The organism is Luteimonas sp. R10, assembly GCF_045689605.1.
GTDB lineage: Bacteria > Pseudomonadota > Gammaproteobacteria > Xanthomonadales > Xanthomonadaceae > Luteimonas.
In genome coordinates this window covers 3,317,770-3,338,959 of the sequence record NZ_CP141262.1, presented here as the reverse complement: position 1 = coordinate 3,338,959, position 21,190 = coordinate 3,317,770, and the positions used below count along the sequence as shown (strand labels likewise).

Annotated in this window: 27 protein-coding genes and 1 tRNA gene; 22 read left to right on the top strand and 6 right to left on the bottom strand. The window is 67.6% G+C overall.

All coding sequences use genetic code 11. From position 1 onward, the window contains the following. Positions 1 to 472: 472 nt before the first annotated feature. The 15 genes from U3649_RS14595 (at position 473) to U3649_RS14525 (ending at position 10,054) form a co-directional block, all read left to right on the top strand. Positions 473 to 1,792 (top strand): tyrosine-type recombinase/integrase, encoded by a 1,320-nt coding sequence (locus U3649_RS14595; RefSeq protein ID WP_407352038.1) that lies wholly within the window; start codon positions 473 to 475, stop codon positions 1,790 to 1,792. 64 nt (positions 1,793 to 1,856) lie between these two features. Continuing rightward, complete coding sequence (locus U3649_RS14590; RefSeq protein WP_407352037.1) at positions 1,857 to 2,213, top strand: hypothetical protein; 357 nt, start codon at positions 1,857 to 1,859, stop codon at positions 2,211 to 2,213. Beyond that, entirely contained in the window at positions 2,210 to 2,527 is a 318-nt protein-coding gene (locus U3649_RS14585) for a hypothetical protein (RefSeq protein WP_407352036.1), read from the top strand. The genes U3649_RS14590 and U3649_RS14585 overlap by 4 nt, the downstream gene beginning before the upstream one ends. Position 2,528: 1 nt before the next feature. Continuing rightward, positions 2,529 to 3,059: a hypothetical protein gene (locus U3649_RS14580; RefSeq protein ID WP_407352035.1), complete on the top strand. Its 531-nt coding sequence runs from the start codon at positions 2,529 to 2,531 to the stop codon at positions 3,057 to 3,059. Positions 3,060 to 3,126: 67 nt separating this feature from the next. Then, positions 3,127 to 3,324, top strand: coding sequence for a helix-turn-helix transcriptional regulator (locus tag U3649_RS14575; RefSeq protein WP_407352034.1), 198 nt, complete (start codon positions 3,127 to 3,129; stop codon positions 3,322 to 3,324). Continuing rightward, positions 3,321 to 3,578 (top strand): hypothetical protein, encoded by a 258-nt coding sequence (locus U3649_RS14570; RefSeq protein WP_407352033.1) that lies wholly within the window; start codon positions 3,321 to 3,323, stop codon positions 3,576 to 3,578. Before U3649_RS14575 ends, U3649_RS14570 begins: the two co-directional genes overlap by 4 nt. Then, a complete protein-coding gene (locus U3649_RS14565; protein WP_407352032.1) occupies positions 3,575 to 3,778 on the top strand; it encodes a hypothetical protein in 204 nt (67 codons plus the stop codon). The genes U3649_RS14570 and U3649_RS14565 overlap by 4 nt, the downstream gene beginning before the upstream one ends. Positions 3,779 to 3,784: 6 nt before the next feature. Next, on the top strand, positions 3,785 to 4,258 hold the full coding sequence (locus U3649_RS14560) for a hypothetical protein (RefSeq protein WP_407352031.1): 474 nt from the start codon (positions 3,785 to 3,787) through the stop codon (positions 4,256 to 4,258). A 536-nt stretch (positions 4,259 to 4,794) separates the two neighbouring features. Beyond that, positions 4,795 to 5,211 (top strand): helix-turn-helix domain-containing protein, encoded by a 417-nt coding sequence (locus U3649_RS14555; protein ID WP_407352030.1) that lies wholly within the window; start codon positions 4,795 to 4,797, stop codon positions 5,209 to 5,211. 61 nt (positions 5,212 to 5,272) lie between these two features. Next, positions 5,273 to 6,277, top strand: coding sequence for a hypothetical protein (locus U3649_RS14550; RefSeq protein WP_407352029.1), 1,005 nt, complete (start codon positions 5,273 to 5,275; stop codon positions 6,275 to 6,277). Positions 6,278 to 6,279: 2 nt separating this feature from the next. Beyond that, positions 6,280 to 6,882: an HK97 family phage prohead protease gene (locus U3649_RS14545; protein WP_407352028.1), complete on the top strand. Its 603-nt coding sequence runs from the start codon at positions 6,280 to 6,282 to the stop codon at positions 6,880 to 6,882. Continuing rightward, entirely contained in the window at positions 6,875 to 7,360 is a 486-nt protein-coding gene (locus U3649_RS14540; protein WP_407352027.1) for a hypothetical protein, read from the top strand. Before U3649_RS14545 ends, U3649_RS14540 begins: the two co-directional genes overlap by 8 nt. After that, entirely contained in the window at positions 7,360 to 7,569 is a 210-nt protein-coding gene (locus U3649_RS14535; protein ID WP_407352026.1) for a hypothetical protein, read from the top strand. Before U3649_RS14540 ends, U3649_RS14535 begins: the two co-directional genes overlap by 1 nt. Before the next feature lie 2 nt (positions 7,570 to 7,571). Further along, entirely contained in the window at positions 7,572 to 9,434 is a 1,863-nt protein-coding gene (locus U3649_RS14530; RefSeq protein ID WP_407352025.1) for a hypothetical protein, read from the top strand. 8 nt (positions 9,435 to 9,442) lie between these two features. Beyond that, the gene (locus tag U3649_RS14525) at positions 9,443 to 10,054 is read left to right on the top strand and encodes a hypothetical protein (protein WP_407352024.1); all 612 of its coding nucleotides are present in this window, start codon (positions 9,443 to 9,445) and stop codon (positions 10,052 to 10,054) included. A 68-nt stretch (positions 10,055 to 10,122) separates the two neighbouring features. Here the strand turns inward: U3649_RS14525 and U3649_RS14520 are convergent. Beyond that, positions 10,123 to 10,198: transfer RNA gene (locus tag U3649_RS14520), tRNA-Phe, on the bottom strand. A 169-nt stretch (positions 10,199 to 10,367) separates the two neighbouring features. Between U3649_RS14520 and U3649_RS14515 the strand changes: the two genes are divergently transcribed. Further along, entirely contained in the window at positions 10,368 to 10,844 is a 477-nt protein-coding gene (locus U3649_RS14515) for a DUF6491 family protein (RefSeq protein WP_407352023.1), read from the top strand. On the opposite strand, the gene U3649_RS14510 is transcribed toward U3649_RS14515, so the two are convergent. Then, complete coding sequence (locus U3649_RS14510) at positions 10,796 to 11,092, bottom strand: oxidative damage protection protein (RefSeq protein ID WP_407352022.1); 297 nt, start codon at positions 11,090 to 11,092, stop codon at positions 10,796 to 10,798. The genes U3649_RS14515 and U3649_RS14510 overlap by 49 nt on opposite strands. Positions 11,093 to 11,356: 264 nt before the next feature. On the opposite strand from U3649_RS14510, the gene U3649_RS14505 reads away from it, so the two are divergent. After that, entirely contained in the window at positions 11,357 to 11,809 is a 453-nt protein-coding gene (locus tag U3649_RS14505; protein WP_407352021.1) for a DUF6491 family protein, read from the top strand. Positions 11,810 to 12,015: 206 nt separating this feature from the next. On the opposite strand, the gene mutY is transcribed toward U3649_RS14505, so the two are convergent. From mutY to U3649_RS14485, 4 genes are all read right to left on the bottom strand, one after another. Beyond that, positions 12,016 to 13,095, bottom strand: coding sequence for an A/G-specific adenine glycosylase (gene mutY / locus U3649_RS14500; RefSeq protein WP_407352020.1), 1,080 nt, complete (start codon positions 13,093 to 13,095; stop codon positions 12,016 to 12,018). Further along, positions 13,092 to 14,366, bottom strand: a complete 1,275-nt coding sequence (locus tag U3649_RS14495) for a hypothetical protein (RefSeq protein WP_407352019.1) — start codon at positions 14,364 to 14,366, stop codon at positions 13,092 to 13,094. Before U3649_RS14495 ends, mutY begins: the two co-directional genes overlap by 4 nt. Continuing rightward, positions 14,363 to 15,601 carry a signal recognition particle-docking protein FtsY gene (gene ftsY, locus U3649_RS14490; RefSeq protein ID WP_407352018.1) on the bottom strand — a complete coding sequence of 413 codons (1,239 nt, stop codon included), beginning with the start codon at positions 15,599 to 15,601 and terminating at the stop codon, positions 14,363 to 14,365. The genes U3649_RS14495 and ftsY overlap by 4 nt, the downstream gene beginning before the upstream one ends. A 209-nt stretch (positions 15,602 to 15,810) precedes the next feature. Next, positions 15,811 to 16,542, bottom strand: coding sequence for a helix-turn-helix domain-containing protein (locus U3649_RS14485; protein WP_407352017.1), 732 nt, complete (start codon positions 16,540 to 16,542; stop codon positions 15,811 to 15,813). A gap of 152 nt (positions 16,543 to 16,694) precedes the next feature. Here U3649_RS14485 and U3649_RS14480 point away from each other — a divergent pair, with 152 nt between their 5' ends. The 5 genes from U3649_RS14480 to U3649_RS14460 are packed head-to-tail and all read left to right on the top strand — an operon-like array spanning position 16,695 to position 21,188. After that, positions 16,695 to 17,648 carry a proline racemase family protein gene (locus tag U3649_RS14480; RefSeq protein ID WP_407352016.1) on the top strand — a complete coding sequence of 318 codons (954 nt, stop codon included), beginning with the start codon at positions 16,695 to 16,697 and terminating at the stop codon, positions 17,646 to 17,648. Further along, positions 17,645 to 18,745, top strand: coding sequence for an NAD(P)/FAD-dependent oxidoreductase (locus U3649_RS14475; RefSeq protein WP_407352015.1), 1,101 nt, complete (start codon positions 17,645 to 17,647; stop codon positions 18,743 to 18,745). The genes U3649_RS14480 and U3649_RS14475 overlap by 4 nt, the downstream gene beginning before the upstream one ends. Next, positions 18,742 to 18,996 carry a 2Fe-2S iron-sulfur cluster-binding protein gene (locus tag U3649_RS14470; protein ID WP_407352014.1) on the top strand — a complete coding sequence of 85 codons (255 nt, stop codon included), beginning with the start codon at positions 18,742 to 18,744 and terminating at the stop codon, positions 18,994 to 18,996. Before U3649_RS14475 ends, U3649_RS14470 begins: the two co-directional genes overlap by 4 nt. Then, positions 18,989 to 20,287, top strand: a complete 1,299-nt coding sequence (locus U3649_RS14465; protein WP_407352013.1) for an FAD-dependent oxidoreductase — start codon at positions 18,989 to 18,991, stop codon at positions 20,285 to 20,287. The genes U3649_RS14470 and U3649_RS14465 overlap by 8 nt, the downstream gene beginning before the upstream one ends. 1 nt (position 20,288) lies before the next feature. Next, the gene (locus U3649_RS14460) at positions 20,289 to 21,188 is read left to right on the top strand and encodes a dihydrodipicolinate synthase family protein (protein ID WP_407352012.1); all 900 of its coding nucleotides are present in this window, start codon (positions 20,289 to 20,291) and stop codon (positions 21,186 to 21,188) included. Positions 21,189 to 21,190 lie beyond the last annotated feature (2 nt).

Genomic DNA, 21,190 nt, shown 5'->3' with positions numbered 1-21,190 from the left:
CTACCGAGGCGCTGCCGCTCGCTGAACGGCGTCGTAGGCAGTCTCGATCTCGTGTCCCCGACAATACTCCAGAAGAGCATGGCGGCAGCTTATGCAGACCCGTCGCACAGACTGTGATGCAGCGGACTGCAAATCCGCGTACGGGGAGTGGCCTCCCCACGGGGATTCGAACCCCGAAGCGCTGCCGTACATGTTGCCGTACATAAAGAAAGGGCCTTGCGGCCCTTCTCGCTGAGGCTCAATTTTCTTTGGAAATTAACCACCTAGATGGTGGCCGGGGACGGAATCGAACCGCCTACACGGGGATTTTCAATCCCCTGGATACGCCAAACGAAATCGGCTCCCTACCTCGTTGTCCGACGACGAAATCCGCGTAACTGCGGGATATCCCTTGACATGAAGGGGACATAAGCATACAAAGGGGATACACGGCAGGTGCACAAACCGCCGGACAATTGCCGGACAATTTCAGATGGCGAAGTTCCCCTTTACCGATGCAAGCGTGCGAGAACTCGAGCCGCCTGACCGGCTGCACCGCATCGACTACGACGTCGGCCCCGTGCGGGGCTTGGCGATCCAGACGAACTACACGGGTGCAAAGCGTTTCCTCCTGGTGTACGTCGCCAAGGCCAGCGGCCGGGAGCGGCGCATGGTCCTGGGTGAGTTCGGGCGCGCGCCGAAGTTGTCTGTCTCAGCCGCCCGTCGGCTGGGCGCCGAGAAGCGCGCCCTGGTCGACCTGGGGCGCGATCCATGGCTCGAGGCGAAGGAGCAGCGCGCGGCGGCAGAGGCGAAGCGCCTGCGCGCTGTAGCGTCCCTGGGGCGGCTGTGCGACGGCTACGTGGCAATGCTCAGGGCCGCGGGGAAGCCGTCAGCCGACAAGGTGGAGGCGAGCTTGCGTCTGCACGTCCAGGAGCCGTTCCCCGCGCTCTGGAAGGCCGCCGCGGCCGATGTGACGCTGGATGACCTGGTCCGGATCCCCAACCGCCTGACGAAGGCCGGCAAGCACCGGGAGGCCAGCAAGGTGCGGGCCTACCTCCGGGCGGCCTTCGCCGCGGCGATCGCGTCCCGGGGCGATGGCGGCATCGCGCATCATTTCGAAGGCTTCGACCTGACGATCAACCCGGTTCGAGACCTGGCACAGATCAAGCCGAAGAAGGCGGGCGAGGGCGCGCCGAGGAAGCGCGCGCTGACGCTTGCCGAGCTCCGAGCCTACTGGGAGGCAATCCACGCTCTGGAAGGCGCCGAGGGTGCGCTGCTGCGCTTCCACCTGCTGACCGGCGCGCAGCGCGTCGAGCAGCTGGCCAGGATGACCAAGGCCGACCACGACCCGGATCTGCGCGTGGTGACGCTCTGGGACGCTAAGGGGCGCCGCGCGGAGCCGCGCCGGCACCTGGTCCCGCTGGTGAAGGATGCCGAGGCCGCCTTGAAGGTGATGCAGGGCGACGGGCCGTTCCTGTTCACCCTGACCGCCGGGGAAAAGCCGGCCGCCTACCACACTGTCTGGGAGCGAGTTCAGGACGTTTCCGACGCGCTGGTGGCTGCAAAGAAGGTCGGGGCGCCCTTCACTCCGGGCGAGCTCCGCAAGACCGTGGAGACGCGCCTGGCGGCCGCTGGGGTGTCAAAGGAGATCCGCGCGCATCTGCAGTCGCACGGCCTCGGCGGCGTCCAGGACACCCATTACGACGATCACGACTACCTCGACGAGAAGCGCGCGGCCCTCGATCGCCTGCGCGGCATGCTCGAGGAGGGGAAGGTCGTGCCGATCCGCAAGAGATCCCGCGCCAGCGGGTAAACGCCCGGGCGCCGGTGCGAACACACCGGGCCCGGACTTCCACCACCGTTCCAGGAGAACGATCATGGCAATTCAGATGGTAATGGCAATCGGCGACAGCGGACAGGCAGAACTCACGCCTGCCAATGACGTCGTTGAGATTCCGGTGTTGCAGTTCGCCACGCACCCGGTCACTGGCGGCAACGTCGGCATCCCCGCGACGATTCGGGCATTGCATCATGTGTTCGGCAAGCCTGTCCGGCTCACCGGAGTCAGCACAAGTGGCCAGCCATGGCCGCGCCTGAGGTGGCGGGATGATCGTGGCAAAGCAGGCTCCTGCTACGTCCGCAATGCGCACGACGCCCGCGATCCTCTGTTCGATCAGCTGCCGCCGCACAGCCGTGCGCGGATTGCTCGAGCCGTCGCAGCGATGGAGGCATGACCATGGCCCTCCAACCGCACGAACTGAAGGCGCTCGCCATCGAACTTGCGGCGGCTATGCCGCCCTCGGCCATGACGAGCATCACGAAGACCGCTGGTCAGTCCTGCACCCCGTTGGCGATCCGCGACGAGGTCGACATGCTGCTGTACGCCATTCGCGGCGTCGCGTGGTGCATGGAGGGAGCTTCGCGGTGCTACACAGATCCTGCCGTCGGCGATGTTCCGCCCGATGAAGCGATCCCCGCAGCGGCGCATGCCATCCATGAGTTGACCAACCTCATCGAGGCAAAGCTCGGAGCATCGGACGAAGACTGACATGGCCAAGAAGCCGCCATCGAAGGAAGCCCCTGCCAAGGCGGGGGCTGGAAGCGCTGACAGGGTGATGCAGCAGTTGGAAATTCAAGATCAATCGCTGTGTTGGTTACTGCGACAAGCAAGGGACGGCAATCTCAACGAAGCGCGTGCACTGTATTCGGAACTTGCCAAGCAGCTGATGCAGAGTCGTGACAAGGACATGACGCGGCTCAGTCGATTTGTGCTTGCTCGGATGTTGATGCGGGCCGCAGTGGGAAAGCCGATCGCGCATGCAATGCTATTCCGCCCGAAGCCCGGGAATGCGCGCTGGAAGACCATAAATCGAGACTTCGAGATCTTTGGTCTTATGATCCAACTCATGCCGGAAAGCGATCTGGTAATAGACGCAACCGAGGAAGAGCGGGCAACAGGTATTGCGCCGCTTGAGGCAGCGAAAGTGATCGCAAAGTCGGGGCGGTTTCCGGGCCTATCTGCGAAGACGATCCTCAATGTCTACCTGCAGATGCGCAAGGATCCTCGCATTCCCGAGTAATACCCGGCTTTATTCGGGAGATCTTGATTTCTAGCCTACATGCCCCTAAACAACGGTGCATGTAGAGATGGAAAACCTGCTCAGCGACAAGCTCACCACGCGGGAACTCGCCACTAAACTGAAGCGCTCACCAGAGACGCTCGAGCGGTGGCGCAGATTGCGGTCCGGGCCGCCGTTTCTTCGAGTCCAGGGCCGCGTTCTGTACGACCGCAGCCAAGTCGAGAAATGGCTCCAGGACCAGACGGTCAAGGCTGGTGAGGCATGAGCCGCACCACCAGCGACGACGCGGTGGACCAGATCCTGGCAGATCTGTGCCGGTTCGCGGACACCGCGGTAGCGAACAAGCGCGGCGCCGCCCTGATGGCGATGGATCCAGCCAAGCGTGCCGACATGGAGGACATGCTTCAGAAGCTCCGCAGATGGGTCCCCAGGCTCAAGAAGGCGCACGCGAAGCTCTCAGCGGCAGAGGCCGCGCTGGCGAAGGCACTGCGCAACAACCGACCGAGGATCAGCGCATGAGCGGCCCACACAGCGCCGCCCTGGCCTCTCAGTGCGTCGACATCGGCGCCGGCCTCGCTGCTGCACTCGCCGACCTCGCGCGCGATCCTGAGCCCTCCCGCTGCGAAATGATGGCGATCCGCCTGGATGGCGCGCGCCGGCACTGCCAGTTGCTCGGTGAGGCTGTGCGGAAGGAGCGCGCCGATGGCGTTGGTGGCTGACCTTAGATGGCCAAGAAGCGCAAGGACAACCGCTGGAATGACATAGACGGCGGTGCCGCATTCGTCATCCCCTACACGCTATTGCGGCATCCGAACTTCACTCGGCTCAGCGCCTTCGGCAACAAGCTAATCATGGACCTCGCGCGCCAATACTCGGGCTTCAACAACGGATACCTCTGCACGGCTTGGGCGTTGATGAAACAAGCCGGATGGAGGTCGGAAGACACCGTGCGCAACGCCATGCAGGAGTTGGAGCACTACCGGTTGATAGAGCGAACGCAGCAAGGCGGCCGCAACCGACCGAACCTCCACGCGCTGACGTGGCGGCGAATCGACGAGAAGAAGGACCTGCCGCTTGATGTCTCACCCACCATGAAGCCGAGCGACGCATGGAAGGTAGAGCAGATCCCATTCATGCGAACGATGGGCATTCGGAAGGCTAGGAAGCCCAAGAGCGCAAGACGCAAGAAGGCCCCATGAAATTTATTCTAGTACACCGCCCCACGGTGCAACGTACACCGCCCCACGGTGTAGTCGCCAGACCCTTGCACCGCCCCACGGTGTACAAATCCGACACTGCTACGCCCTGCGGTGTAGTCAGGTCGATTTTCGATCCCTCGTTACACCGCCCCACGGTGACCTTAAAAGTATTACCAGACAGGTACGCTATTTCGAGGGCTGTCCGCATCTGCCTTTCGGCCCTTGATCCAACGCTCCTGCACCACGGCGGCCATTTTCGTGATCGCTCACTGAGGACTCACGGACCCGGAAGCCTTTCGGGAAGCCTTCGAAGCCCCTCGCAAGGGGCTTGCCCACTGCACGCGTGCTCGACGCGTGCCTCACGCGTGAAGTGCCTGGAGCTCAAGGCAGGGGGGGAGTCTTCCTATTCATTTCGGGTCTTCATCGGACACCCGCCGCCCACTCATTCACAACTTTTTTTCCCCATTTGAATTTTCAAATGAAATCGAGTTTTTGCGCAGAAATCGAATTTTCGAACTGGAGCTGATGTTCACCCCATGCCGCCCCTGCCCGTAGCCGACGCCGCTCGAATCCTGCAGGTCCGCCCGGGCACGCTGCGGCGATGGCTACGCGAGGGCTGCCCTGCGGTGCGTCACGGCCGCCGGGGCCGCGGGCAGGCCGCACTGGTGGATCCGGAGCAGGTTCGCCTGTGGCGGGACGCCGGCGATCAGCAGCGCGCGATGCTGGAGCTCGCCGGGATCATCCCGGACCTGCTGGCCGATGCTGCGGCTGAGTCCCTGCAGCACGCGATCGGGGTCGACAAGCGCCGGCTGGCGGGCGTGCTGGCAGCGGCCTGGTACGTGAGCGCCGCGCGCCTCTTGGACCACATGCGGGGCCAGTGTCCAGCGGTGCCGGACGTCACGACGATTCCAGAGCAGATCGAAGTCCTGCGGAAAATCGCACGAAACGTTTGATTTTGGAGCGTTGTGGTTTGCTGTCCCTCGACGTGATCACCCCATACCGCCTGGAGTAATGATGGACAGCTTGGACATGGCTTTTGTGCAGCGTGCGCACACCGCGCTCGAGGCGGTCACCGGTTCACGGATGCGATCGAACCCGGAGGCGCAGGCAAAGGCGTTCGTCGACATGGCACATGCGATGCTGGTTGCCCAAAACACGTCCGCTGCCATCCAGAATCTAAAGCGTCATCCAAGCGAACTCGTCCAAAAGGCCACGGCACACGGTTTCGGTGACAGCATCTGGGACTCGGATGACGCTGCAGCGCTTGCGGCGGCATATCTCGCCACGATCGCGGAAGGATCGATCCTCGACCAGGTCAAGAAGTATGCGCGGTTGCTCGGCACCGACAGACGCAGGGTCATGGTCGCGAGCGATGCGGTGGGCGATGTCGTTGCTGAGGGCGACCCGAAGCCTGTTCGCAACCTTGACTTGAGCATCACCGACGTCGAAATGACGAAAGCGGCCGCGATCGTGGTGATGACGGAGGAGCTGGCTATCGCGGCAGGCGGTGAAGGTCGCCGGCTGTTCGAAACCGAGCTTGCCTCCGCAGTCAACCGCGCGGTGAATGCGTCAGTGCTGACGACGCTGTCTACCTCGAACACGATCCCCGTGGCTGGAACCGGAGATCCGCTAGCGGACCTGCGTGCCGGCCTCCGCACTGCCGGGCCTTCGAATGGTTATGTCGTCGCCGCACTGGCTGGTGACGTCGCCGACTTGGCAACGCGCGTCGAGAACCGAGGCGGCATGGGCGTGCGTGGTGGCACATTTGTGCGAGGTGTCGAGGTAGTCGCTATGGATACGCTGGACGGCATGTACATCATCCCAGCGTCCCGCGTGGCTATGCTCGACAGCGGTCTGCGGGTGCGCTCCGCAGGCCATGCCAGCCTCGACATGCGAGATACGCCCGAGAGCCCGGCCGAGCTGGTGAACCTCTGGCAGACCAACTCGGTGGCGCTGCTGGCGGAACGTTCCTGGCACCTGGCCAGCGCTGCAGAGCTGGTGATCGTAGGAGCCGACTAGTCATGACGACCGCCGTAAAAGAGTCCGCCGTGTTGGCGGAGTTGCGCAAGTTGGCGCATCGCGTCTCCCTGCTGGAGACCGGCAAGCGGCAGACCAAGCGCATGCCCGTGCAGATGCTGGACGTGCACCGGTTCGTCTCCAACGGGAAGCGCGTCGTCCGCGGCATCGCAACGATGCCAGGCGTTGATCGCATGGGCGACATCGTCGACCCGTTGGGCGGCCAGTGGAAGCTGCCCCTGCCGCTGCTCTGGCAGCACAAGCATGACCAGCCGATCGGCTGGGTGCGCGAGGCAACCGCCAGCCGCGCCGGGGTGCGCATCGTCGCCGAGATCGCCGAGGGCATCGCGGTGGCTGATCAGGCTTGGAGCATGATCGACAAGGGTCTGGTGGACAGCTTCAGCATCGGCTTCAGGGCCCTGGACTGGGAGCCGATCTCCACCGGCAAGCGGTTCACGAAATGGGAGCTGCACGAGATCAGCGTTGTCACCATCCCCGCCCTGCCGAGCGCGAAGATCACGGCGACCAAGGCCGCCCACGGTGGCGTCAAGCTGATTGACATGCGCGGATCCGTGAGGCTACTCCCTGCGGGAGGGCGTCGTGGCTGACCACTTCAAGGCGATCGACACTGGGGAAGGCATCGACGGCGGCGAGTTGGTGGATACCACCCGCGGCAGGGTGGGGGTATGGATGCAAGAACAGCGCCATCTCAACACACGAGGCAGCAGCTTCCTTGCACTGGGGTTGAGCAAGTTCGGCGCGCTGCTCGCGCAGAGCGTGCTGGCCAGAGTCATCGATCTCGAAGCGCGCATCGCATCGCTGGAACAGAGGAGCGTGCCCATGGCGCTGGACGCCGAGATCTACGACACGGTGGCCGATATGGCAAAGCGGCTGGATGAGGTCGAGGATCACGCATGGAAGCATCGCGGCTACTGGCGCGAGGGTGCGAGAGCGCAGCGAAACGAAGTCTATGCGCACAACGGTTCAAGCTGGATCTGCAACCGCGCAACGAGAGAGACGCCTTGCGTCGAGTCTGCGGATTGGACACGGCTCGCAAGGGCTGGCCGGGACGGGAGGGATGCTTGATGAGCGACGTAACGAAATTGCCGGTGGATCACTTCAACAAGGAAATGCGCCGCCTTGGCCGCGAGATTCCCGACGATGCCACGCAGGCGTGGAGGAACGGCGAGTGGGGGCTTCGGATGACGTGGCCTGACGGCTTCAGCACCTGGGTTTCGTTCGGACCTGAAGCGACGGCTATCGTCGAGCTGTACCTCGGCGAGACGAGGCACTGACTATGGCCACCGCCGGCAGCGTAGTGATCGATCTCCTCGCGCGCACGGGGAGCTTCGAGACAGACCTCAAGCGTTCTGAGAAGCGCATGCGCGACATGGGCAAGGCGGCGAAGCAGGTCGGCGCCGTCGTCGGCGCGGCATTCGTCACGGTCGGCGCCGCAACTGCATCGGCTGTCAAATCGGCGATCGATGCGGCCGACGAGATGGGCAAGCTGGCGCAGCGCGCTGGCATTGCGGTCGAGTCACTGACCCGCCTGGACTACGCTGCCAAGCTCTCCGACGTCTCGCTGGCCTCACTATCGACCGCCGTGCAACGGCTGGGCCAGAACCAGCTGCAAGCGCTCAAGCCCGGTAGCGAGCAGGCTCGGCTGTTCGAGAAGCTCGGTATTGCCGCCAGGGACGCCACCACGGGCGGCCTTCGAGACGCCGAGGCGGTCCTGAAGGATCTGGCGGCACAGTTCAAGGCCATGCCAGACGGCGCCGACAAGACTGCCATCGCGGTAAAGCTCCTGGGTCGCTCCGGCGCCGAGCTGATCCCCCTGCTCAACCTGGGCGCGGATGGCCTGCAGAAGTTCGCCGACAAGGCAGACCGCGTGGGCTACACCCTCGACCGGCGAACCACGGACGCAGCCGAGAAGTTCAACGACACCCTCAGCGAGGCCAAGTTGGCGATCGACGGCATGTGGCGGGACACGCTGCCCGCGTTGCTGCCAAAGCTCCAGGATTTCGCCGACCTCATCGGATCCGACGACTTCCGCGAAGGGTTCGCGACGATCGTGACCGGCCTGGCCACAATGGCCACGAAGGCGCTGGAGGCAGCCGGCGCGATCGGGACGTTCGCCGGCAAGTACAACAGCTTCCTCGCAGACCGCGGGTTCCTGCCTGCGAACGACAACCGAAGCGTCGAACAACTCGAGACGCGGCGAAAGAAGCTCGAGGAGGCGCTCGGTCGGGCTGAGAGTTCGCCGCTGTTCTTCGGGCGCGGCACGGCTGCCAAGCTTCGCGAGGAGCTGAGCGAGGTCGACGCGCTGATCAAGGGGTACCCGTTCCGCAACGTCACCGGCGGCGTCATCCGGCCCACGACGGCGCCCGCCGGCGGCGGTACCGGTGGCGGATCATCGCGCCGGGACCGCGAGATGCCGGACTTCGCCAAGGACGCCACGGCCGAACTGCAGCGGCTCATCGAAATGGAGGAGAACGCACGGCGTCAGTTCCACTCCCTGGCGGCCACGCTGGCAGGTCCGGTAGCCGATGCCAACTACCAGTACGCGACCGACCTGGAGCGCCTGCGGGAGCTCGCACGCGAGGGTGCGATCGGCACCGATCAGCTGACGAAGGCAGAGGCCGACCTGGCCGATCAGCACCAACTGGTCATGGAATCGATCGATGCCCGGCTGAACCCCGGGCGCGAGTTGCTGAAGGATCTCCAGTTCGAGCTCGAGCTGATGAAGATGACCAACGCCGAGCGGGCAACGTCTATTCAGCTGCGGGGCATGGATGCGGAGCAGGTCGCGAAGTACGGCAATGCCATCGCCGAGACCAACCGCATGATCGAAGACTCGCTGGAGAGCACGCGGATGCTCGACGGGATCCGGGGCGAGTTCGAAGGGTTCTTCTCTGACGTGCTGAGCGGTAACAAAGGCATTCTCGACAGCTTCGAGGATCTGCTCGAAGGCATCGGCAACATGATCACCCAACGCATCGCGCAGAACTGGGTTGATCAGTTGTTCGGGCAGTCTGGCCAAGCTGGGGGAGGCAGCTGGGGCGATGCCGTCGGGAGCCTGCTGGGCGTATTCTCCGGACGAGCCTCATTCGCCGGCGCATTATCGAACGGCGCACCCGTTGGCGGATCGGCTTGCTACTGAGAGAACCTATGAGCATCGCGAACGTCTACATCTCCCTTGCCAAGGACTGGGCGCTGATCGGATCGGATACAGCCGGTCGCCCATGGGACGATTCGAACGTCCCAACGGGCGATCCGGATAGAGCGATGTGCAAGCTGCTGCCGATCCCTTTGAGCAACGCGATTCTCGCCGTCCGCGGTGAACGAACGTTCTACAACTTCCTCTGGTGGCAGATGATCAGCTCGGATCGAGGCAGCTTCGATGCACTGATCGAAGAGTTGCCGCGCGCGCATGAGCGAACAAAAGAGGAAGCACGCAAGCACCAGGTCACGCCCTATGTGGACGGGACGTGGGCGATGGTCGGGTGGTCCGAGAGGGCCCAGGGCATGCGCTTCATGTCCATGAAGTCGAAGGATGGGAAGATTGACACGATGGACTCTTTCGAGCAGGGCTGGCGGATGATGCAAGCCCCACCTCAGGGCATGGTCACCGACTCGCCCGAAAAGATGTTTGAGTGCGGGAAGATCCAGGTACGCGACACCCGTCATCTGCATCCAGAGCACGCGATCGGCGGGCAAATGCTGGTCGCAGTGCTGGAGCGCAACCGCCTGACGATCGAGAACATGGGCGATCTGGGCTGAGTCCAGCCGGACAATTGCCGGACAAAAGAAAGGGCCCGAAGGCCCATCTGCAGAAAACACCTTGAAAATGGTGGCCGGGGACGGAATCGAACCGCCGACACGGGGATTTTCAATCCCCTGCTCTACCAACTGAGCTACCCGGCCGGGTGACGCGACGCGGACGGGCCGTGTGCGAGGGCGGCATGATACGAGGCCGGGGCGCGGCCGGCAAGCCGGCTGGGGCCTGAATGCCGCGCGCCATCGGCTCGCCGGCGGTGCGCCCGGGCGGCATCATCACTGGACTCATGATGCCCGACGGGCGAGGGAGTCGACGATGAAGCGGATCCTCTCCATCGTGTTCGCGATGCTCGCGCTCGGCGGCTGCGCCAGCACCGGCGCGAGCGACGCCGAGAAGCTCGAGCTGTACCGCGCCAATGCCGGCGAGCCGGTGCCGCATTTCCAGTTCTTCGGCCGGATCAACGGCTGGACGCCGCTGGGCGACAGCGCCGTGGCGGTCTGGACCAAGCCGCGCGAGGCGTACCTGCTGGAGCTGTCCGGGCCGTGCCCGGACCTGCCCTCTAGCCCGGCGATCTCGCTGACCAGCAACATGAGCCGGGTGTACGCGCGCTTCGACAAGGTGATGGCGCTGAACCGCAGCTCGATCCAGATCCCGTGCCACATCCGCGAGATCCGGCCGCTGGACGTGAACGCCGTGCGCGAGGCCGAGCGCCGGGTGCGCGACGACGAGGCGATGCCGGCGGATCAGCCGGAAGACGGTCCTTCGGACGATTCGCCCGGTTCCGGCACGTAGCCGGCCGGCTTGTCGGTGCCGCCCTCGAACAGGAATTTTTCCATCTCCCGTTCGAGGAAGGCGCGGTGCTTGGGATCGAGCGGCGAGAGCCGGTTCTCGTTGATCAGCATGGTCTGGTGCGCCAGCCATGCGCCCCAGCCGGCCTTGCCGATGCCGGCGTAGATGCGCTTGCCGAGTTCGCCCGGCCAGGGCACGAAGTCCAGGCCCTCCGTCTCGCGTTGTTCGTATTGGCAGAACACCATGCGCATGGGGCGACCCCGCAAGAAAAGCCTGCGCCATTGTAGAGCGGAGCTCGCTCCGCTGCGTCTGCTGGATGGAGGGCGCCAGGCAGCCAAGCACAGCGGTTCCGCGGACGCGGGGCCGGCCGCCGTCGACAGGACGGTCATCCCCGAAAGGGCACAATGCCTCACGGCGTGGCCGGATGGAATCGATCGGCTGCGTTCGGCACCCGTGCCGGCGGGGCGGTGGCGGGTGAGACGTACTCATTCATTCGACCCCGGCAGGAGGAAGGCATGAAACGCATGTCGCTGCTTCTCGGATCGATCCTCGTGCTGAGCGCCTGCGCCAGCACGCCCACCGATGCCCAGCGCCTGGAGGTCTACCGGTCCAATGCCGGCGAGCCGGTGCGGGATTTCCGGTTCTTCGGCCGGCTCAGCGGCTGGACGCCGCTGGGCGACGATGCCCTGGTGGTGTGGACCCGGCCCAACGAGGCCTATCTCCTGGAGCTGATGGGGCCTTGCCAGGACCTGGACTTCGCATCCGCGATCGGCCTGACCAGTTTCTCGGGGCAGGTTTCGGCGCGCTTCGACGAGGTGATCGTGTACGGCGGCGGTCCCGGAGTCGGCCGCATTCCGTGCCGGATCCAGGAGATCCGCCCGGTCGACGTCAAGGCGGCCAAGGTGGCGCAGCAGGAACTGCGTGAAGCGAAGATCGAGGAACGGAAGCGGCAGCCAGGCCAGGACTGACGTCGTGCCGTGCGGCACGCGCGTGGACACGTCGCGCTGCCTGTAGGAGGGGCTTCAGCCCCGACCCGCCGAAGATCGCGGCGAGGAAACAGGAAGCGCGCGGCGCCGATCGGGAGCCGGGTGCGTGGATCTTTTCCGCACGCCGCTCGTTTCCAGGTCGGGGCTGAAGCCCCTCCTACAGGGGGCGTGGTGAATGTCGATACGGTCTAAGGCGGGGGCGGTTTGTTGCCGGCCGGATCGATCTCGCGCTCGAGCAGCCTGCGGATCGGCGACGGAATGCCGAGCGTGCCGAGTTCGGCGGGGGCGACCCAGCGCAGGTCCGCGTTATCGCGCACCGCCGTCCGCGGCGCGACCGGGCGACAGTGCAGCGGATGCAGCTGCAGCCGGTAATGGGTGAAGCCGTGGGCGATGGAAGGCAGCGCCCGGCCGTTGTCGTAATCGTCGTCGACGTGCGAGCGGAACCAGTTGCGTGCCGCATCGTGGTCGGCGGCCTCGGGCAATGACCACAGCGCGGCCCAGATGCCGACCGGGGGGCGCCGCTGTAGCAGTACGCGGCCGTCGCCGTCTTGCAGCAGCAGCACGATGACCTCGCGCTCGGGCAGCGGCTTGCCGGGCTTCGGGGTCGGCAATTCGGGTACGCGCCCCGACTGCAGCGCTGCGCAGCCCTCGCGCAGCGGGCATAGCAGGCAGGACGGATCGTGGCGGGTACACAGCGTGGCGCCGAAATCCATCTGTGCCTGGGTGTAGTCCGCGAGCCGCGTGTCGGGTAGTTGCGCCTCGGCCAGTTGCCAGAGGCGTTTCTCGACCTTCGGCGTGCCGGGCCAGCCCTCGACGCCATGCCAGCGGCACAGCACGCGCTTGACGTTGCCGTCGAGGATCGGGAAACGATCGCCCCAGGCCTGCGACAGGATGGCGCCGGCGGTGCTGCGGCCGATGCCGGGCAGGGCGAGCAGGGCGTCGAAGTCGCGCGGCAGGTCGCCGCCGTGCCGGTCGACGCAGAGGCGCGCCGCCGCGTGCAGGTTGCGTGCGCGGGCGTAGTAGCCCAGGCCGGACCAGAGCGCCAGCACGTCGTCCAGTGCCGCCGCGGCCAGCGAAGGCACGTCCGGAAGCGCGGCGACGAAGCGTTCGAAGTAGGGCGTCACCACCCGTACCTGGGTCTGCTGCAGCATGATCTCCGACAGCCACACGCGGTACGGCGTGCGCGGGTGCTGCCACGGCAGGTCGTGGCGACCGTTGACGTCGAACCAGGCCAGCAGCCGGGCGGCAATGTCCTGCTGCGCGGTCATGGAGTGGTGTCCTCGGTAGTGACGTCGTCTTCCAGTTCGATCTCGATGCCGTGCAGGGTGGCGCCGGAGATGTCGATCCGCGGCGCTTCGATGCGGCCACGCAACGGCGGCAGCGGTGAGCCATCGGCGCCGGCATCGATCCAGGCGGCGAGTTCGGGCACACGCAGGCGTCCGTCGAAGCCGGCGCCGTCGCGCTCGAGCCGCAGCGCAATCGGGTCGGTCAGCCCGAGCGTGCCGCGGTACTCGAGTTCGAACGGCAACGGCGCCTGCGATGCACCGAGCGGCGGTGGCAGTGCCGGCCAGGCCTCGGGCCAGTCCGCCAGTTCGCCCTGCAACGCGAGTTGCAGCTCGTCGGTGAAGCCGATCGCGCCGCGCGCGCGCAGGCGAGGGATCAGTTCCTGCCCACGCAGGGTCAGCGCGGCGGGCAGTAACCGCAGCCCGCCGTCGGCGAGCACACCTTCGGCAGCGAAGCCGAACACGAACGGCTGCGCGCCGGTGCCGGACAGGTAGCGTGCGCGCGACGACAGCCTCAGCTGCCGCAGTCGCAGCCCGGCGTCATCCTTGGCTCCTCGCAGCCCCGGGGGCGGGCCCTGCAAATGCGTCGACAGGACGATGGACGACGGCAGTCGCCAGTCGTCGCCCTGCGGCGAGATTTCGCCGGCGATGCCCACGCCGGCATCCGCCGACGGCCGGGTCATGCTTGCGTGCAGGTCGAACGGCGCCTGCAGCGTGCCGGCGACATAGCGGCCGCGGGCGTGCACCCGCAGCGCACGATCGGCGGCGAATTCCGGCAGGTCGAGGGCGATGTCGTCCACCCGCCAGGCGTCTCCCGACACGCGTCCGTCGGCGACGTGCAGTCCGCCCCGAAGCGTGGGCGGTGGGCCCTCGCCCGGTGGACGCGCCGACCACCAGCGCTGGAATGCCGCCAGTTCGACGACCGGCGCATCCAGCTCGATCCGCTCGATCGTGAGGTCGGCGCCGCGTGCGCGCAGCGTCGACCAGGGCACCGACACCAGCACGCGGTCGGCGCTCAGCAACGGCTCCGCGGCGCCGGCCTCGCGCGCGACCACGCCGCGCGCCACCAGTTGCGGCGTGCCGCGCAGGCGGTAGTCGAAGGCATCCGCGGCAATTTCCAGCCCGAGCGCGCTACCGGCCCTGTCGAGCACCATCGGCCCCAGGACGTCCGCGCGCGTCAGCCAGCGCAGCGACAACAGCGCCGCCAGCAGCAGCGCCGCGATCACGAGCAGCGCGATCGCGCCGCGCCGTTTCACCCCTTGGCCATGGCGTCGGCGGGCCCCAGCGCCTCGGGCAGCAGCGCGTCGACGAAGGCCTCGGCGTCGAACACCCGCAGGTCCTCGGGCTGCTCGCCGATGCCGGCATAGCGGATCGGGATGCCGAACTCGCGTGCCAGCGCGAACACCACGCCGCCCTTGGCGGTGCCGTCCAGCTTGGTCACCACCAGCCCGGTGACGCCCGCGGCGGCATGGAACTGCCGCAGCTGCGAGATCGCGTTCTGACCGGTGGTGCCGTCGACCACCATCAGCACCTCGTGCGGCGCGGCCGGATCGACCTTGCCGAGCACGCGCTTGATCTTGCCCAGCTCCGCCATCAGTCCCTGCTGGGTGTGCAGGCGGCCGGCGGTGTCGGCGATCAGCACGTCGGCGCCGCGCGACTTCGCCGACTGCAACGCATCGAAGGCGACCGAGGCGGCGTCCGCGTCCTGCCCCTGGGCGACGACGGCCACGCCGTTGCGCTCGCCCCAGGCCTGCAGCTGCGCGACCGCGGCCGCGCGGAAGGTGTCGCCGGCGGCGAGCATCAGCGCGTGGCCTTCGTCCTTGAAGCGCTTGGCCAGCTTGCCGATGGTGGTGGTCTTGCCGACGCCGTTGACGCCGACGGTCAGGATCACGAAGGGCCTGGCGCCGGCATCGACGACCAGCGGCTGCGCCACCGGCTGCAGCAGCGCGATCAGTTCGCCGCGCAGCGCCGCCAGCAGCGCCGCGGCGTCGGCGAACTCGCGCGCCTTCATCCGCTTGCGCATCGTTTCCACGAGCGCGGTGGTGGCGGGGACGCCGACGTCGGCGGTCAGCAGCGCGGTTTCGATCTCGTCGAGCAGGTCGTCGTCGAGCTTCGGGTTGCGCGCGAACAGCCCGCCGAGGTTGCGGGCGATGCCGCCGCCGCGCAGGCGTTCGCGCCAGCCGGACTTGCCCGGCGCGGCGGGCGCTGCCCCGGATTCGCGCAAGGCGGCGCTTGCCGCCGCCGCCGCCGCCATCGCGGCGGCGCGATTCTCGGCCGGCGGAGTGGGAGGAACAGGGGCCGGAGCAGGCGCCTGGGCAGGCGCGGGCTCGATCGGGGCAGGAGGCGGGGCGTCCGTCGCCTGCGCGTCGTCACGCGACGCCGGCGGCCTGCTGTCGGGGAACGCAGCGGCGAGTTCCTCGATGCTCAGGCGGCGCTTGCTGTCTTCCGGCTTGGCCGGCTCGGATTTGTCGCGTCGAAACCAGCTGACCATGCGGCCGGGACATCGTGGATGGGGGACGATGGCGCGCATGGTAGCACCCGACCCCGTGACGATCCGGCAGACGACATGCGCGCCAAGCCGCCGCGCACGAGGCCGGCCCCCGGCAACGTGCGCATCATCGGTGGCCGCTGGCGCGGCACCCGGCTGCCCGTCACCCGCGCCGGTATGCCGGCTCCGCCGGATCAGGGTCGCCGGCGGCTTCAGTCGCGTACCAGCGCGCGATAGGCGCGCGGCGGCATGCCGACGGTGAACTTGAACTGGCGCGCGAACGCGCTCTGGTCGGAGAAGCCGCAGGCCTGGCCGATCTCGGCGATGCTGGCGTCGGCGTGCAGCAGCCGCATCGCCTCTTCGATCCGCAGCTTGGTCAGCAGTTGCTGCGGGGTGAGCTGGAACACGCGCTTGAACAAGCGTTCCAGTTGGGCCACGGACACTTCCGCGATGTCCGCGAGCTTCTGCACCCGCAGCGGCGCACTGTAGTTGGCTTGCATGTGCTCGACGGCGCGCTGCAGGCGGCCATAGGAGGAGTGGCGCCGGTCCGGCGCGCCGAGGTCGCGGGAGATCCCGACCAGTCCGATCACCCGGCTGTCCTGGTACAGCGGGTGCTTGAACGTCAGGCACCACCCGGGTGCACGATTGGCGTAGAGATGGAGTTCCAGCTGGTTCTCGATCGTCTCGCCTGCGAGCGCTTGTTCGTCCTGCACCATGTAGCGGGTGCCCAGCCGCTCGGGGAACAGCTGTAGCGGCGTCCTGCCGATGAGATCGGCGCGGTTGCGCGCGCCCAGCCGGTTCACCAGGGTCAGGTTGACGTGGGTGTAGCGGCCCTGGCGGTCCTTGATGAAGAACACCACATCGGGCAGCGCATCGAAGAGATGCTGAAGTTCGTCCGGTTCGATTTGAAAGCCGATGGCGGCGGCTCCAGAATTATGCTGCATTGCGTCAGGACCGGCGCGCTCCAATTGCTTTGCCGATCTTGGAAACAAGCCGGAAGGCGGTCGTGACAGTCTTTCCGATTATGCATATTTCCGCATCCGTCGTGGGCAGGGTGTCCTAGCGCGGGCAGGCGCCGCGGCTGGAAGATGACGGCATGCAGATCTTGACCGTCATCGACTCCCATACCGCCGGCGAACCCACGCGCGTGGTGCTGTCCGGCTTTCCCGGACTCGGTGGCGGCAGCCTGGCCGAGCGCCGCGCACGCTTCCGCGACGCATTCGACCATTGGCGCAGCGCCATCGCCTGCGAGCCGCGCGGCTCGGACACCATGGTCGCCGCGCTGTTGCAGGCGCCGGTGGATCCGCGTTGCTGCACCGGCGTGATCTTCTTCAACAATGTCGGCTATCTGGGCATGTGCGGTCACGGCACCATCGGGCTGACGCGCACGCTGGCGCACCTGGGCCGGATCGGCCCGGGCCGGCACCTGATCGAGACGCCGGTCGGCGTGGTCGGAGTGGAACTGCATGCCGACGGCCGGGTGTCGATCGACAACGTCGAAAGCTATCGCGCCGCGACCGGGGCGACGGTCGAGGTTCCCGGCTACGGGACCGTGGTCGGCGACGTGGCCTGGGGCGGCAACTGGTTCTTCATCACCGAGCAGTCCCCGGTGCCGCTGGATTTCGCGCACCGGTCGGAACTGAGCGCTTACACCCTGGCGATCCAGCGCGCGATCGATGCGGCGGGCATCGGCGGGGGTGACGGTGGCGTCATCGACCACATCGAGGTCAGCGGCCCCTCGCCGGACGGCTCCGGACAGGCGCGCAATTTCGTGATGTGCCCGGGCGGCGCTTACGACCGTTCGCCCTGCGGCACCGGTACCAGCGCCAAGCTGGCCTGCCTGGCCGCCGAAGGCAAGCTGGCCGAAGGCGAAGTCTGGGTGCAGCAGGGCATCCTGGGCAGCACGTTCGAATGCGCCTACCGCAGGGGCGGACGCGGTGTCCTGCCCAGGATCACCGGGCAGGCCTGGATCACCGGCAGCGCCGAGCTCCTCATCGAGGGCGACGACCCTTTCGCTTGGGGCATCCGCGGGGACGCCGTCCAGGCATGAGGGAGTTCGACCTCATCGTCGTCGGCGCCGGCATCATCGGCGCCAGTTGCGCCGAGCGGGCGGTCGCCGGCGGGCGCAGGGTGGCCATCGTCGAGGCGGATGTCGCCGGCGGCGGGGTCACGGCGGCGTCGATGGGGCACCTGGTGGCCATGGACGGCGATCCGGCGGAGCTGGCGCTGGCCCGTTATTCGATCGGGCTGTGGGCAGGATTCGAAGGACTCGCCGCCGCCGATTTCAGCCGTTGCGGCACCCTGTGGGTGGCGGCCGACGAGACCGAGATGGCGGCGGTGCCGGGCAAGATCGCGCGCCTGGGCAAGGCCGGCATCCACGCCGAACGGGTCGATGCCGGGCGCCTGCGGGAACTGGAGCCGCATCTCGCGCCGGACCTGGCCGGCGGCCTGCTGGTCCCGGGTGAGGGTACGGTCTATCCGCCGCGCGCGGTCGCGTGGCTGATCGGACGCTGCATCGATGCGGGCGCGACCCTGGTGCGCGGCCGCCAGGTGCTGCGCGTGCTCCGCGATGGGGTGGCACTGGACGACGGCGCCGTGCTGCGGGGGCCGGTGCTGGTGGCGGCGGGGGCCGCCAGCAACGCGCTGCTGCCGGAATTGCCGATGCACGTCCGCCGCGGGCACCTGGTCATCACCGACCGTCACCCGGGATTGCTCCGCCACCAGGTACTGGAACTGGGCTACGCCGACAGTGCGCATGGCGATGCCGAGGTCAGCGTGGCGTTCAACGTGCAGCCGCGTCCGACCGGGCAGCTGCTGATCGGTTCTTCGCGCGAGCAGCGCGCAGCCGGACCGGACGTCCATCCGTCCGTGCTCCGGCGCATGCTGGAGCGCGCGTTCCGCTACCTGCCGGTGCTGCGTGGGCTGCAGGCGATCCGGGCCTGGACGGGGTTGCGCCCGTGCACTGCCGATGGCCGCCCCTACATCGGCGCGGTGCCCGGGCGCGCGGACTGCTGGGTGGCGACCGGCCACGAAGGGCTCGGCGTGACGACCGCACCGGGCACGGCGCGCCTGCTGCTGGACCTGATCGACGGACGGCGCCCCGCGATCGACCCCGCTCCCTACGATCCCGCGCGGGTGGCGGCATGAATGCGCCGTCGCCCCCGGTCCGCCTTCGCATCGACGGCCGCGAGATCTCGGTCGCGGCCGGCAGCAGCGTGGCCGCGGCGATCGCGCATGCCGGTGGCACCACCCGCGAATCCTGCGGCGGGCAGCGGCGCGCGCCGCTGTGCGGCATGGGGGTGTGTTTCGAATGCCGGGCGACGGTCGACGGCCGGGCGCAGCAGCGGACGTGCCTGCTGCCGGTGGCCGAAGGCATGGAGGTACGTACGCATGGCTGACCGGCGCCACCATTGCGACGTCGCCATCATCGGCGCCGGGCCCGCCGGGTTGTCGGCGGCCCGGGCCGCGGCGTCGCATGGCGCGCGGGTGATGCTGATCGATCCGCAGCCGGTGCCGGGCGGGCAGGTCTGGCGCAACGACGTGCGGCACGGCGCGCCCGGGCCTGCGCGCGCGCTGCAGCGGGAACTGGCGGCGGCGGGCGTTCCGACGCTGATGCAGTCCGAGGTTGCCGGCCATGCCGGCAAGCGCCTGTTCGTGCGCAGCGGGCAGGTGGCGGTGACCGTCGATTACGGGTCGCTGGTGCTGGCGACCGGGGCGCGCGAACTGCTGCTGCCCTTTCCCGGATGGACACTGCCCGGCGTGACCGGTGCCGGCGGCGCGCAGGCGCTGGCCAAGCAGGGTGGGCCGATGCGCGGCAAACGCGTGCTGGTAGCCGGCAGCGGCCCGCTGTTGCTGGCGGCCGCCGATACGCTGCGCCGCCACGGTGCCCGGGTCCTCGGCATCCACGAGCAGGCGTCCATGCGCGCGCTGTCCATGTTCACCGCCGGATTGTGGCGCTGGCCAGGCAAGGCCGTGCAGGCGGCGCGCCTGCGCCGGTCGTTGTGGCGCGTGCCCTATCACGCCGGCAGCCATGTGCTGCGTGCCCTGGGCGACGAGCGCCTGCGTGCGGTGGAACTGCGCATCGGCGGGCGCACCGCGACCGTGGAATGCGACCAGCTTGCCTGCGGGTTCGGGCTGGTGCCCAACATCGAATTGGCGCAGGCCGTGGGGTGCGCGCTGGGCGGCGGCCCGCATGCGCACGTGCTGGTGGACCGGTGGCAGGGCAGCAGCGTCGAGTCCGTGTTCGCCGCGGGCGAGGCCTGCGGCATCGGCGGCCTGGACTGCGCCGTGGCCGAAGGCGCCATCGCCGGCCATGCGGCGGCCGGGCGGCACGAGGCCGCACGCGCGTTGCTGCCGCGGCGCGCACGCGCGCGCCGCTTCGCCACGGCATTGAACCGTCGCTTCGCGCTGCACGACGGCCTGCGTGCGCTGGCCGAGCCGGACACCATCGTCTGCCGCTGCGAGGACGTGCGGCTGTCGGCGCTGTCCGCCTGCGCGCCGGGCCGTGAAGCCAAGCTGCTGACCCGCTGCGGCATGGGCGCCTGCCAGGGGCGTATCTGCGGCAGCGCATTGGCCGAGCTGGGCGGTGCCACGCGAGACGGCTTCCGCCCCCCGATTTTTCCCGTTCCGCTGGAGGTGCTGGCCGGTTTCGGCGGCGGACTTCCAACGGACTTATCGCAGGAGTTGTGAAATGAGCAAGAGCATGTGGCAAGGCGTGATCCCCGCACTCACCACCCCCTTTGCCGAGGACGGACGGGTCGACCATGCGTTCCTCGCCAAGCATGCACAGTGGCAGGTGGAAGCCGGCTGCATCGGCGTGGTCCCGCTGGGTTCGCTGGGCGAAAGCGCCACGCTCACCTTCGACGAGAAGGTCGCGATCGTGCGCACCCTGGTCAAGGCGCTGGGCGACACGCCGGTGATCCCGGGGATTGCCGCGTTGTCCACCGACGAGGCGGTCCAGCTGGCCAGGGCGGTCGAGGCCGAAGGCGCGCGCGGTTTGATGGTGTTGCCGGTCTACGCCTATTCGACCGACTGGAGGGAAATGAGCGCGCACTTCCGCGCGGTTGCCAACGCCACCAGCTTGCCGATCCTGCTCTACAACAACCCGGTCGCCTACAAGACCGACTTCAGCGCGGCGCAGATCGTGGAGCTGGCCAACGAGTTCCCGCAGATCGAGGCGGTCAAGGAGTCCTCGGGCGACATCCGTCGCCTGGCCGAGATCCAGGAACTGTCCGGCGACCGCCTGGTGCTGATGACCGGCATCGACGACGCCATCGTCGAAGGCCTGGCGATGGGCGCGACCGGGTGGATCGCCGGCCAGGTCAATGCCTATCCGCACGAATCGGTGGCGCTGTTCGAGCGCGCACGCGATGGCGGGTACGACGCGGTCAAGGATCTGTACAGCTGGTTCTTGCCGCTGCTGCGGCTGGACACCGTGCCGAAGTTCGTGCAGCTGATCAAGCTGACCCAGCAGTGCGTGGACTGGGGCAACGAGCGCGTGCGCGCCCCGCGCCTGCCGGTCGAAGGCGCCGAGCGCGAGGCCGCGCTCGGCGTGATCGAGCGCGCGAACAAGAACCGTCCGGTGCTGTGATG